General features: G+C 70.2%; 9 protein-coding genes. 6 read left to right on the forward strand and 3 right to left on the reverse strand.

Translation table 11 applies throughout. The features are described from left to right. Positions 1-712 precede the first annotated feature (712 nt). Entirely contained in the window at positions 713-3,151 is a 2,439-nt protein-coding gene (locus tag ACQEU6_RS32620; protein WP_499336998.1) for a VIT domain-containing protein, read from the reverse strand. Continuing rightward, a complete protein-coding gene (locus ACQEU6_RS32625; protein WP_499337000.1) occupies positions 3,148-3,933 on the reverse strand; it encodes a helix-turn-helix domain-containing protein in 786 nt (261 codons plus the stop codon). Before ACQEU6_RS32625 ends, ACQEU6_RS32620 begins: the two co-directional genes overlap by 4 nt. Positions 3,934-4,514: 581 nt before the next feature. Here ACQEU6_RS32625 and ACQEU6_RS32630 point away from each other — a divergent pair. Next, a complete protein-coding gene (locus ACQEU6_RS32630) occupies positions 4,515-5,831 on the forward strand; it encodes an RNA polymerase sigma factor (RefSeq protein WP_499337002.1) in 1,317 nt (438 codons plus the stop codon). Between the two features lie 394 nt (positions 5,832-6,225). Then, complete coding sequence (locus ACQEU6_RS32635; RefSeq protein WP_499337003.1) at positions 6,226-7,425, forward strand: C40 family peptidase; 1,200 nt, start codon at positions 6,226-6,228, stop codon at positions 7,423-7,425. 142 nt (positions 7,426-7,567) lie between these two features. Here the strand turns inward: ACQEU6_RS32635 and ACQEU6_RS32640 are convergent, their stop codons facing one another. Then, a complete protein-coding gene (locus ACQEU6_RS32640) occupies positions 7,568-8,059 on the reverse strand; it encodes an inorganic diphosphatase (RefSeq protein ID WP_339155591.1) in 492 nt (163 codons plus the stop codon). A 107-nt stretch (positions 8,060-8,166) separates the two neighbouring features. Here ACQEU6_RS32640 and dacB point away from each other — a divergent pair, with 107 nt between their 5' ends. The 4 genes from dacB to hpt all read left to right on the forward strand — a co-directional run bounded on the left by dacB (position 8,167) and on the right by hpt (position 12,599). Beyond that, positions 8,167-9,597 carry a D-alanyl-D-alanine carboxypeptidase/D-alanyl-D-alanine endopeptidase gene (gene dacB, locus ACQEU6_RS32645; RefSeq protein WP_499337004.1) on the forward strand — a complete coding sequence of 477 codons (1,431 nt, stop codon included), beginning with the start codon at positions 8,167-8,169 and terminating at the stop codon, positions 9,595-9,597. 140 nt (positions 9,598-9,737) lie between these two features. Then, positions 9,738-10,847: a zinc-dependent metalloprotease gene (locus ACQEU6_RS32650; protein ID WP_499340414.1), complete on the forward strand. Its 1,110-nt coding sequence runs from the start codon at positions 9,738-9,740 to the stop codon at positions 10,845-10,847. Between the two features lie 65 nt (positions 10,848-10,912). Continuing rightward, positions 10,913-11,911 carry a tRNA lysidine(34) synthetase TilS gene (gene tilS, locus ACQEU6_RS32655; protein ID WP_499337006.1) on the forward strand — a complete coding sequence of 333 codons (999 nt, stop codon included), beginning with the start codon at positions 10,913-10,915 and terminating at the stop codon, positions 11,909-11,911. A 124-nt stretch (positions 11,912-12,035) separates the two neighbouring features. Next, positions 12,036-12,599 carry a hypoxanthine phosphoribosyltransferase gene (gene hpt / locus ACQEU6_RS32660; protein ID WP_499337007.1) on the forward strand — a complete coding sequence of 188 codons (564 nt, stop codon included), beginning with the start codon at positions 12,036-12,038 and terminating at the stop codon, positions 12,597-12,599. Positions 12,600-12,912: the final 313 nt, after the last annotated feature.

The following is a 12,912-nucleotide window of genomic DNA, read 5'->3' on the forward strand; positions in this document are numbered from 1 at the left end:
CCCGAACCACGTCGATCCAGCTCTCCATCTCACGGCCCTCGCTCAGCGTGCGCTCGCCCGGGGTGCGCTCGCCGGGGGTGCGCTCGCCTCGCTGGTGCTCGCCCCGGGGTGTACTCGTTCGGGGTGCGCTTGCGGGGGGTGCGCTTGCGGGGGTGCGCTTGCCCGGGGTGCGCTCGCCAAGGGTCGCTCGCCGGGGGCGCGCTTGTCGTGGGTGAGCTCGCTCGGGGTGTGCTCGCCGGGGGTGTGAGCTTGCCCGGATGTGCTGGCGGGCCTTTCCATGCGCTGCTGGGTTCACGCCGACCCACGTCTCACTCCTGTGGCCCTCGCCCGGCTGACCTGTCCGGCTGTGGCAGGTCCGCTCCGCGCAGCCGGAATTGCGCGGGTCCACGTCTCCATCTCGTGGCCCTCCCTGGGTGTGCTCGTCCGGCTGTGCTGGCTCGGCCTTACCGCAGCTGGAATTGCGCCGGTCCACGTCTGTACCTCGCGGCCTTCGTCGGTCTGTGCTCGCAGGTGTGCTGGCGGCCGCTCCAGCGCTGGTAGGTGGGGGCGAGGGGCGGTCTGGAGGCGCTGCCTGCTGAGGCGGCGAGGGCGTTTCGGGAGATCTTTCGGGGACGGGGCGGTGGGGCAGGGCTTCACAGTGCTGTGGTGTGTGCGCCGTGCAGGTGGGTGGTGGGGCGGGGGCGGCCTTCTTGAAGGCCGCCCCCGCCTCGGGTCAGTTGGGGCGCTTCCAGAAGGGGCGGAGGGGTGGGGACTCGCCGGTGAAGTCGGCGAGGGTCTGGAGGGCGCGGGTCCACTGGTCGTTGACGGTGGGCTGATCGGCGGTGGGCCGGAGGCGGTGCAGGGCGTCGCGGAGGTCGGCCAGGGGCTTGGTGTCGAGGGAGAGGGGCTGCATTCGCTGCACGATCGACTCAAGGATGGGGAGGAGTTCGCTCAGCAGGTGCTGGATGCGCTCTTCCCGTGTGTCGGGGACCTGGCGGAGGCGCCCCAGGACGTTGGCCAGTTCCTGCTGGAATCCGGCGAGGGGCGAGGGCGCAGCCGCGCTTCGGGCCCGGCGGGCGGGACGGCCGGAGGGTCGGTCTGCTGCCGGGGGCGGGGTGCCGTATCCGGGAGGGGCACCCTGCGGCATCGGCGGTGGACCGGCGGGGGCGGCCGGCATGGGCGGAGGGGGCAAGGGGGCGGCGCCCGCCGGTGGGGCGGCGGTCTCCATGTCCACGTCTACGTCCACATCCATGTCCATGTCCATGGCAGCGAAGGCGGCGGGGGCCATGCGCGGCGCGGCCATCGGTGCGGCTCCCGCCCAGCCGCTTGGCATCTCCACCGGCTGGACGGCCTGGTGGGGTGCTTCGCCGTCGGTCACGACCCGCCTGTCCACGGCGACGAACGCGGTGAAGCGGCACAGGACACCGAACTGGAGAGAGGTCGAGATGATGCGCTGCTCCAGGTCGCCGGGGCCGCCGACCGTGTAACGGTCCTCCAGGTCGCGCAGGTGTGCCCGGGCCCAGATGGATCGGGCGGCCGAGGCCTTGGCGACGACGCCGGTGGCCTGCTGCTCCCAGGCCGTGCCGTCGGATGCCGTCCCCCGAACGGACACGCTGCCGGAGGGCGCGCCTCGGAATCGGCCTGCGATCTGGAGCGGCACATCGGGGAACAGGGCGCCCAGCCGGGCGGGCGCGACGGTGCCAGGGACGATCTCCAGTCCCGCGGCGTGCAGGGCGAGGCCGGTGGCCAGCGGGGCGGCGATCCGGTGGTGGATGTGCTCCATCGCCTCGTCGAGGCGGTCTTCGGACTCCACCAGTTCGCAGCGGCCCTGGCCGATCGCGGCGAGGCGGTTCAGGAAGCCGGCGTTGACGGCCCGGTCGATGCCGACCGTGTGCACGCGGACGCCGTGCAGCCGGGGTTCGAGGTGGGCGAGGAGTTGGTCCTCGTTGCCGACATGGCCGTCGGTGATGAGGACGAGGACCCGGTCGCGGTCGGGGTCGGCGAGCAGGCGGCAGCCCTCGTCGAGCGGGGCGAGCATCTCGGTGCCGCCCCGCGCGTTCAGCGCCGAGAGGTGCTCGACGGCGCGGAACCGGTTGCGGTCGGTACCGTCGACCAGTCGGGAGCCGAGGTCGCGCGGGCGCTCGATGACGCTGTCGAAGGACAGGACGGCGAACCGGTCCTCGGCGCGGAAGGTGTCGACGATGCGTGCGGCGGCGCGGCGTGCGGCGATCATCTTCCAGCCCTGCATGCTGCCGGAACGGTCGAGGACGAGCACCACGTCGCGTGGACGGGGCTTGGCTTCGCCGGAGGGCAGGACGGTGAGGCTGAACGTCCCCTCCTCGCCGGACTCGTCCGGGATCAGGGAGAGGGCCGCGCTCTCGTGGGGGGCGAAGTCGAGGCGGAGCACGAAGTCGCGGTCGAGCCGCTCGCCCGGTTGCAGGCGCACGGTCGTCCGCTCGCCCTCGTCCGCTTCGGCGACCACGTGCAGCGCCGACCGGATCTGGGTGAGCGGGAGCCCGGCCGGATCGATGCCGACGGTGAGGGCCAGGCGAACCGGGTTGGGGAAGCCGGGCAGCAGGACGGGCGGGCTGATCCGGGACGCGTCCGGGACGGCGGTGGTGTCGTCGGCCACCCCGGAGCCCGCGCGCTCGCCGTCGAGCGGGGCGCCGGGGATGTAGCGGGGGGCGACGACGAGGGGGAAGCGGAACGTCGCGCTGGACGCCGACTCGTGCGGCAGCGGCTGGTCCAGGGAGAGCCTGATCGTGACCCGTTCGCCCGGCAGGATGTTTCCGACCCGCATGGTGAACACGTCTGGGCGGTCTTCTTCCGCGATGGCGGCGCGCTGACCCGCGGCGATGGCGGTGTTGTAGTCCTGCCGCGCCTGCCCGCGCTCTTTCAGCTTTCCTTCGATGACCCTGTCAGCGGCCTCCATGCGCAGTGCGGTGACCGCGGCGCGGTCGGGCAGGGGGAAGACGTAGGTGGCCTCCAGCGGCACCCCGAACGGGTTGCGGAAGCCCTGGACGACCTCGATGCCGGCCGCGAGACCGGTGATGGACGCGTGCACGTCCACGGAGTCGAGCGGCAGGTTTCCCTTGTTGGTGCTGAGCGCGCCGAGCCCGTGGTCGGGTACCGGTGGCGCGGTCTCGGGTAGCGGCAGAATGCGCACGGTCACTGGATCCTCCGGGGTGGGTCGGCGGGCTGGAATTCGGGGCTTTCGGCGGGGGTCTGCACGGGGGCGAGCAGGCCGCGGCCGCGCAGTTCGTCGAGCAGTGGACGTGCGGCCGCTTCGATCGCGGCGATGTCGTCACCGTTCAGGTTCGGGACCTCGAGGAGCACGGTGAGGCCGGGCGCGAGGCGGACTCCTTGGACGATCGCGGGACGGAGTTCGCCATAGCCGTCGGCGACGAAGGTCTGACGGAACGACACATCGGGACGCGTGCTCCAGAAGTTGCCCCGCTCACCGCTTCCCGCTGCGCCCTCCAGATCTTCGGGAGCCGTCGAGGACGTGCGTCCTGCCGGGGCGGCACGGGGAGCCCGTTCAGCGTCGCGAGCGGCCTGGGCGTTCGAGCCGGGGGGCTCGGCCGGTCGGCCGGGTGAGGCCTCGGGCGGCGGGGCGGTCGAACGGGCGCCCGAGGGGTCGGGGAGTGCGGCGATGCGGGCCAGTTCGGCGTCGGTGGCGGCGGCGAGCTCGACCTGGATCTCGGCGATGGATCGGCCCGAGGCCTGGCGGCGCTTCACCGCGATGAGCTGGAGGAGATGGCGCGGCCCGTAGAGGGCGGTGCGGCCGCGGCGGCCGAGGGGCGGGTCGAGCAGGCCGATCGTGGTGTACCAGCGGATCAGCCGCTCGTTGGGCAGGTCGCGCACCCGGGCGCTGACCTGCGCGGACCCGTCCGCCGCGAGAGCCGCGCCGGCACGGTCCGCCAGTTCGGCGATCGTCCAGGTGTCATCGTCCATGGCCCGATGATGACACTGTAACGATGACAGTGTCAACTTCGTTCGGGCGGTGATTGGCCCTCGCGGCTCACCTCTCTCGCGGCCGCGCGGGCATGCGGCCGGCGGCGGATCGGAATCGGGCGCCTTCCCGGCGTCGACCAAGCCTCCGGGTGCCCTGCTCGTGCCCGGGGCTCTGGATCGGATTGGACGTCGAGTCGCCCGGCCCGCGGACGAACCCGTCGTCGAATTGCCATCCGGGGTGTCGAGATGGCGGAAATAGGCGTCCGGGGTGACTGTTTGGTTAGGCCCCTATGTCCGTTGCCGGAAGTGTGGCATCGCCTATCGTAAAAATGCTCATTCCGGAATGTAAGTCCGAAATCATTGTCGTCACGCTTGGTGACCCTCCGGTCGCCGATCGGGGCGGTGTGCTGGTCATGCGAACCAGTGAACCTTGCAGTATGTGGGCCGAAGTGCCCTAAAGTCCATTAGGTGCGACACACTCCCGGAAGAACTACTTAAGGGGTAAGAGTGATGTTCGGTATCGGAGTGTGACCTCTTGAATTTACTGGTAAAGAGCGCTTGCGCCCTTTACCTTTTCTGGCATGAGCGCCCACCTCTTGGTCGAGACGCTGCGCGAGCGCGACCCCGGTGCCCCGGCCGCGGTGTACGACACCCATGCCGAGGGGCTCTACGCGTACTGCTGGTTTCAGCTGCGTGCACGCGATGCGGCACAGGTCGCCCTGCGGGACACCTTCATCGTGGCCGAGGCGCACATCAGCAAGCTGCGTGAGCCCGATCGGTTCGGGCCATGGCTCTACGCCATCGCCCGGTTGGAGTGCGCCCGCCGAATGCCGGCCGGATGCCAGGCGCCGGACGTGCCGGTCACCGGCCACGACCAAGAGGACGTCGACGAGCGCATCACGGCGTGGCAGACGGTGCTGGGGATGTCGCCCCTCTCCCAGGAGCTCCTGGAACTGCGCGTCAGGCACCAGCTGTCGGTTCCCGACCTCGCCACCGTTTTCGAGTTATCGCTGAGGGACGCCCAGACGGCACTCGACGGCGCGCACAGTGAACTCGAAGCGGCGGTGACCGCGGGGATGCTCGCCAGTAGCGGGCCATGCGGTTGCCCCGAGCGCGCTCTGCTCCTGCGGGAGCGACGTGGCGACCTCACCCAAGACGTCAGCAAGCAGCTGATGGAGCATGCGCAGGAGTGTTCCGCCTGTGGAGTCCTCCGTCCCCGGTCCGTGTCGGCCGCCAAGGTCTACGGGCTGCTGCCGGACGCGGTACCCGCGCCGGAGACACGGCTCAGGGTCATGAGTTGCTTCCTGGATCCGGAGCTTGTCGGCTACAGGCTCTTTGTGGCCACTCGCGTCACGGAGTTCAGGTCCGATGGATTTCCCGTCCAGACCGCCTTCGGCCGTCCGGGACGGGCGTCTCGCCAAGGTAGGCGCCGGCGGTTCGTCCGCGCCCGAAAGGCATCCAAGGAGGGGGAGCCGGCCAAGCTCTACGCACAGGCGAGTCGTGCCGCTGCCGTGCTCGTGGTCGTGGCGCTCCTGTCCGCCTCCGGGGTCGCGTCCATGTACGCCGTAGGCGCCCAACGCGAGGACAAGGACAAGCACGCCGGCTCGCGTCCGACGGCAAGACCCGGTATCTCTCAGGAGCCCGGGTCTGGGCGGCGGCCGACTGCGCGTCCGCATGTGTCCGACACCCTCGGCGCTGTCCCGTCGGCCACGGTTCCATTGGGTGCACGTGGATCGTCTGCTTCGCCACCCGTCCTCTTGGACACGTCTTCGATGCTGGTCTTCTCGGATCAGCACAGCCTGCGGACAATGGCGTGTTGGTTGCCTCGCCTCTCTTCCTGGACCTGGCAGGGGGATCCCACGGCTCCATCGAACTGCGGGCAGAGGACGGGGCAGTGAACCGGCATGCGAAGGGCCGAGGCCCCCTCAGCCAGCCCATCCTCTGGACGCCTTGGAGCCGGACAGAGCGTGACCGTTAACGTGTACATCTCGCGAAAGCAGCGGTCTCGCGGAGAAATCGCCGTCACGTTCCGGCCTGGTGGGGACCGGGTCAACGTCACATGGCGCCCTGACGCCCCGAGTCCGACACCACCGGGCGCCTGACATCCCCCTGTTGCGCCCGTCCATCGCGTGGCGTTTGTACCTGCCATTTCCCGAGTCAACTACGCTTCGTAGCTGATCATTTGCGCTAGGCAGGACCGCGGGCGGGGAGAACGTGATCATGGCACCTGGCGCACCCGAGCTACGTCGCCGTCGCGTGACCCTGTCTCCCGCCGGTGGCAGGGCGCTGCGGTTGGCCGCTCTCACCTCCGGCGTCGCGATCGGCATGAGCGTGCTGGTGCCGGGCGCGTCGGCCCGTCGGCCCGACCCTCCCGGTCCCAGCGCGAAGGACGTCGAACGGAGCGAACGCGACGTCAGAGAGCGCGCGGCCGAGGTAGGGCGGACGAAGGCCATGCTCGCCCAGGCGGACGGCGAACTCGACAGGCTCGCCGTCGCCGCGGAGGCCGCTGTTGAGCGCTACAACGGTGAACTGGTGCAAATGCGTCGCGCGCAAGAGTCGTACAGGGACGTCCAAGGGAGACTCGCCGAGGCGAACCGGAGAGTTGAGGAGGCGAGGGCGGAACTGGCGTCCTTCGCCGCGCAGGTGTACCGAGACAACACCGGCTACGACCCGATGTCCTCAGCCGTCGCGGGTGAAGGCGGACCTCAGGGATTCATGGACCGCGCCGGCATGGTCAAGATGCTCGCCGAACGGCGAACCGCCATGTTCCGCCGGGTCGAAGCCTCCGAGACGGTCGCGGACGTGTTCCGCCGCCAGGCGAAGACCGCGCTGGACGAGCAAGGAGCGGCGACGAGGCGTGCCGACGAGGCCAAACGGCTCGCGCAGGATGCCGTGGCCACCCAGCAGGCAGCCGTTCAGCGCATCGAGACTGACAAGCGTCGCCTGGAACGCAAGCTCGGCAAGGCGCAGGCGAAGACGGCGGAGGTCAAGCGCGCGCGGGAACGCGCATTGGAGAAGGAGCGGACGCGCGCGGTCCGGTCGGATTTCCCTGTTCCGAAGTCTCTTGATGATGTTCCGCGTGAGGCGCGTGGTGCCATCGCGGTCGAGGCGGCGCTCAAGTGGCTCGGCACGCCCTACTCCTGGGGCGGGGGTGACATGGACGGGCCGACGTACGGCATCGCTCAGGGCGCCGGGACCGTCGGCTTCGACTGCTCAGGCCTGACCATGTACGCGTGGAACAAGGCGGGTGTGCGACTCGACCACTGGACGGGCACTCAGTGGACGTCCGGGCCGCACATTCCGATCAGCAAACTCCGTCCAGGCGACCTGGTCTTCTTCGCCACCAACCGATCCGACCCCGCCACGATCCACCATGTCGGCCTCTACCTCAGCGACGGTCGCATGGTGGAGGCGCCCTACACAGGCGCACAGGTACGCATTGCGAGCATTCACCGGCACGACCTGGTCGGTGCCACGCGTCCCGCAGGCTGAAGGAAGTCCCGAAGAAAGAGAGAACCCTTCTGTAGAAGTCCTACAGAAGGGTTCCTCGCGAGCGTCGCGTGTGCGGCGGGGAGCGGGTCGGCGCCGTCGGCGACTTCGCACGGCCCGGCCGGCCGCACGGGCCGGGGACGTCTCAGTGGCCGCCCTGGTCGGAGGCGCGCTTGAAGGAACGCTCGATCTCCTGCTCGGCCTCGACGCGTCCCACCCAGCTGGCGCCTTCGACGGACTTGCCGGGCTCCAGGTCTTTGTAGACCTCGAAGAAGTGCTGGATCTCCAGCCGGTCGAACTCGGCGACGTGGTGTATGTCGCGCAGGTGCTCCATGCGGGGGTCGGTCGCCGGGACGCACAGGACCTTGTCGTCGCCGCCGGCCTCGTCGGTCATGCGGAACATGCCCACGGCGCGGCAGCGGATGAGGCATCCGGGGAAGGTCGGCTCCTGGAGCAGGACCAGCGCGTCCAGGGGGTCGCCGTCCTCGCCGAGGGTGTCTTCCACGAACCCGTAGTCGGCCGGGTACTGCGTGGAGGTGAAGAGCATGCGGTCGAGCCGGATGCGGCCGGTCTCGTGGTCCACCTCGTACTTGTTCCGCTGACCCTTGGGGATCTCAATCGTGACGTCGAAATTCAAGATGTCCTCCGCTCCCTGCGCGCTCGCAGTGAATAGTCTTTCGGGAGCCTGTGGGCGAGGCCGGCACCACAGGTGAGTGTTCCCCTGTATAAGGATGTCGCACGTTGATGAGTGCTGAGTGGGAGAGGGGCGGTCACGTGCCTGGACGGGGCCGGGCCCTCGCAGTCCTGTCGCTGTCCCTCCTTAACGTTTTCGCCGTCCTCGCAGGTCTGGCAGTGGTGAAACTCACACCGGACCGGCGCCTGTCGCCGCAACCGCCCAGCGTGGCGGCCCGCGACCTGGTGCGGATCGCGCCGTCGTCCGCGGCGATCCCCGCCGCAGGGCCCGGATCGGGCCGTACACCCGACCCGTCCGCCCTGGCGGGACGGCTGTCCGCGTTGATCGGGGGACCGCAGGCGAAGATCAACGCGGTGGTCGTCGACGCGGAGACCCGGCGGCCGCTGTACGAGCTGCGCGCCGGGCAGCCCGCCACCCCGGCCTCGACGACGAAGCTGGCGACGTCGGTGGCGGCGCTGGCCTCGGCCGGCCCGGCACACCGGATCACCACCCGGGTCGTGCGCGGCGCCGGCGACGGGATCATTCTGGTCGGAGGCGGGGATCCTACCCTGACGGCGCTGCCGCCGCGTCCTGGGGCCGGACATCCGCCCTACGCGTCGCTTGCGGATTTGGCCCGCCAGACGGCCACGGCCTTGAAGGCATCCGGTGCGGGCCAGGTGCGTGTGGACTACGACGCGTCCGCCTATCAGGGTCCTCGTACGGCCGCGGGCTGGAAACCCAACTATCTGCCCGACGGTGAGGTGGCGCCTGTCAGCGCCTTGACCGTCGACGAGGGACGTGTGGCGCCGTCGGACCCGTCCAGGAAGACACGGGTCTCAGACCCGCCCTCCGCCGCGGCGAGGGAGTTCGCGCGTCTGCTGTCCAAGAACGGGGTCAGTGCCAAGACGGGGCGCTCGACGGTCGCGCAGAAGGAGGCCGTCCAACTCGGCGCGGTACAGTCGCCGCCGCTCTCCGCGCTCGTGGAGCATCTGCTGACCGACAGCGACAACGACGTGGCCGAGGCGGTGGCCCGCCAGGTCGCCATCAAGTTGGGGCGTCCGGCGACGTTCGCCGATGCCGCGCAGGCCGTCCGGCAGGTTCTCGCCGGGCTCGGCGTGGCCGAGGGCGTCACGGTCAACGACGGCAGCGGGTTGTCGCCTTCCAACCGCATCTCGCCCATCGCGCTTGCCCGGATCGTCTCGCTCGCCGCGGGCGGGGACCATCCGAACCTGCGCCCGGTCATCACCGGCATGCCGATCGCGGGGTTCTCCGGGACGTTGAGCCCGCCCCGCTACACCGTCGCGGCCAGCCAGGCGGGCGCGGGGATGGTGCGCGCCAAGACCGGCACCCTGGCCGGAGTCAGCACCCTGGCAGGGCTCGCCTACGACGCGGACGGCCGCCTGCTCGCGTTCGCGTTCATGGCGGGGGACGGCAAGGGGCCGGTCGATCCCGGCAAGCTCGACCAGCTCGCCGCGGCGGTGGCCACCTGCGGATGCGGTTGATCTGAGGCCCCACACCCGAGCGGGGGCGCGGGTGTGGGGTCGGCCGTACGGGAGATAACCAGAACGGTTGTTCGTTGAAGGACCATGCAGGGCGCTCCGGCGCCGCGTTCCGAACGTACGGTGGTGACATGAGCGCCTCAATGATCGACTGGAACCTGGCGGTCCAGGCCGGCACCCGGCTCGTCAGGCCCGGGCCGCAGGTCACCCACGCCGAGGCCCGTGAGGTCGTCAAGGAGCTGCGCGCCCTGTCGAAGATCGCCCATGGGCACGTGCGGGACTTCACCGGCATGGCGTCCGAGCTCGACCCGGACCCGGCGACGATCGTGGACAGGCCGGGCTGGATCCGCGCCAACGTGGACGGTTTCCGGGTCGTGTTGGAGCCGCTCATGGAGCAGATGTCGGCGAAGGGCAACGGCAGCCCCCTCGGCGGGGCGGGCAACGTCGTCGTCCAGGCGGTCGGTTCCCGTGTCACCGGCATGCAGGTGGGCGCGATTCTGGCGTACATGGCGAGCCGTGTTCTGGGGCAGTACGAGCTGTTCCTGCCGCCGGACCCGTCCGGGCGTGCGCCGACAGGGCGGCTGACTCTGGTCGCGCCCAACATCGTGCATGTGGAGCAGGAGCTCGGTGTGGAGTCGCGTGACTTCCGCCTCTGGGTCTGCCTCCACGAGGAGACGCACCGCGCCCAGTTCACCGGCGTCCCATGGCTGCGCGAGTACGTCCAGGACCAGATGACCAAGTTCCTCCTCGCGTCCGACCTCGACCCGGGCATGATGCTGGACCGCATCCGCGACGCGGCCGAGGCCGTCGCCGACGCGGTGCGCGGTGGTGACTCCAACCTCATCGACGCGATCCAGACGCCGGAGCAGCGGGAGATCCTCGACCGCCTCACCGCCGTGATGACGCTCGTCGAAGGGCACGGCGACTACGTCATGGACGCGGTGGGCCCCGAGGTCGTGCCGTCCGTCCAGCAGATCCGGTCGCGTTTCCAGGGGCGGCGCTCGGGCGGTTCCAAGCTCGACAAGACGATCCGGCGCCTGCTCGGCATCGACCTGAAGATGAAGCAGTACGCGGAGGGTTCGCGGTTCGTGCGAAGGGTCGTCACCGAGGTCGGCATGAGCGGCTTCAACCAGGTCTGGCAGTCGCCGGAGACGCTCCCGACCCACGACGAGATCAAGGAACCCGCCCTGTGGATGAGCAGGGTCGTCGGTACACGCGCCATCGACGCCCCGCCGAAGGCCAACGAGGCCTGACCCCGGCGCCCCTGAGGCCGTGAATGCCTTGCGCGTCCGAAGGCGCGTGATGGTAGACGTTTGCCATGGGCCCTGATCCGGCGGTGGCGGCGGTACGTCTTGCGGTGCGCCGGGTGCTCGCCGACCTGCCCCAGGGAGCGACGGTGCTCGCCGCGTGCAGCGGGGGCGCCGACTCGCTGGCGCTCGCCGGGGCATTGGCCTTCGAAGCGCCGAGAGCAGGGCGTCCGGGAGGAGGCATCACCATCGACCACGGCCTGCAGGACGGCTCGGACGAGCGCGCCGACACGGTGGTCCGAACCATGGCGGGCCTTGGCCTCGACCCCGCGGGATCGATCGCGGTCACCGTCGACGGACCCGGCGGCCCGGAGAATGCAGCTCGCGACGCGCGATACGCGGCTCTGGACGGTGCCGCCCACCGGATGGGTGCTTCAGCCGTCCTGCTCGGTCACACGCAAGACGACCAGGCTGAAACGGTCCTGCTGGGCCTGGCGCGTGGTTCCGGGGCCCGGTCGTTGGCGGGCATGCCCTCGGCCTTTAGGCGCTCCAACGGCACCCTGTATCTGAGGCCCCTTCTGGAACTGGATCGCACCACCACACGCCGTGCCTGCAAGGCCATGGGTCTCGACCCCTGGGACGACCCCCACAATGTCGACCCCGCATACGCGCGCGTACGCGTCCGGCGCGAGGCTCTTCCCGCTCTGGAGAGGGCGCTCGGCCCGGGAGTGGCCGAAGCGCTGGCGCGAACGGCCAGGATGCTGCGCGACGACGCCGACGCCCTCGACGAGATGGCTGCTCGCGCCTATCCCGACCTTGAGACGTCCGAAGAGGGCTATGACGTGGCCGTCCGCCTGGAGGGGCTCGAAGGGTTGCCCAGAGCCGTCCGTACGAGGGTCCTGCGGATGGCGGCGGTCAGGGCCGGCAGCCCACCGGGTACGCTCGCGGCGGTCCATATCGATGCAGTGGATCGGCTGGTCACGGCCTGGCACGGCCAGCGGCACGTGGATCTGCCCGGGGGGCTGCGCGCCTTCCGCAGGTCTGGAAAGCTGCTGTTCGGCCTGGTTTGACGCCGCGGCGTGTGCGGATCATCACGCACCGCGTCCGCCGCGCACTGCCCGAACGGCGCGCGGCGGTGTCCGTTCGACGTCCGTCCCACCGGACGGGCGAGGTCTGAGCTGAGAGGTTGGGGTTGTGGACGAGAAGGACCTGGGCAACGACCTGGCGAAGGTGCTGATCCCCGAGGACGACCTGCAGGCCAAGGTGCGCGAGCTCGCCGCGCAGATCGACGCCGACTACGCGGGCAGGGACCTTCTGCTCGTCGGGGTCCTCAAGGGCGCCGTCATGATCATGGCCGACCTGGCGCGGGCGCTGCACTCGCCGGCCTCCATGGACTGGATGGCCGTGTCGTCCTACGGCTCGGGCACCAAGTCTTCCGGCGTGGTCCGCATCCTCAAGGACCTCGACACCGACATCCTCGACCGGCACGTCCTGATCGTGGAGGACATCGTCGACTCGGGCCTGACGCTGTCGTGGCTGGTGAGCAATCTGCTCTCGCGCAACCCCGCCTCCCTTGAGATCTGCGCGCTGCTGCGCAAGCCGGAGGCCGTCAAGACCGACCTCGACGTGAAGTACATCGGGTTCGACATCCCCAACGAGTTCGTCATCGGATACGGGCTCGACCATGCGGAGCGTTACCGGAACCTTCCCTTCGTCGGCACCCTGGCCCCGCACGTGTACGGCGGAGGCGGAGCCTGAGCGTCCTGGAGGGCGCCGGGGAGGGGCGGATCAGGCGGGCCGCGCCCACACTGGCCGGGGGGCGCACCAACACCCCAGGGAACAAGGGACCGTGACGAATCGTTGCAAAGGTCGTTGACGGGTATAAGCAAGGGATGCGGGAGGACAGCGGCGGCTGCGTCTCCTGCGCCTGCGGTGTACCGTCGGTGTCCCGGACCCCGGGTTCGGGAAGCCATATGAGGGAAGCCGGCACGGTGGGACCGGAGCCCCGGGCGACGGGCCTTCCCGTTGGTCGCGTTGTTGGTCGCAGTGGCGTTCGTCCTCCGGGGCGAGC

Origin of the sequence: Spirillospora sp. CA-108201, assembly GCF_050936235.1 — a bacterium.
Taxonomy (GTDB): domain Bacteria; phylum Actinomycetota; class Actinomycetes; order Streptosporangiales; family Streptosporangiaceae; genus Spirillospora.

Excerpts from the sequence above, each read along its gene's own strand:
- ACQEU6_RS32625 (WP_499337000.1), bottom strand. The coding sequence starts at position 3,933 with ATGGACGATGACACCTGGACGATCGCCGAACTGGCGGACCGTGCCGGC.
- ACQEU6_RS32630 (WP_499337002.1), top strand. The coding sequence starts at position 4,515 with ATGAGCGCCCACCTCTTGGTCGAGACGCTGCGCGAGCGCGACCCCGGT.
- dacB (WP_499337004.1), top strand. The coding sequence starts at position 8,167 with ATGAGTGCTGAGTGGGAGAGGGGCGGTCACGTGCCTGGACGGGGCCGG.
- ACQEU6_RS32650 (WP_499340414.1), top strand. The coding sequence starts at position 9,738 with ATGATCGACTGGAACCTGGCGGTCCAGGCCGGCACCCGGCTCGTCAGG.
- tilS (WP_499337006.1), top strand. The coding sequence starts at position 10,913 with ATGGGCCCTGATCCGGCGGTGGCGGCGGTACGTCTTGCGGTGCGCCGG.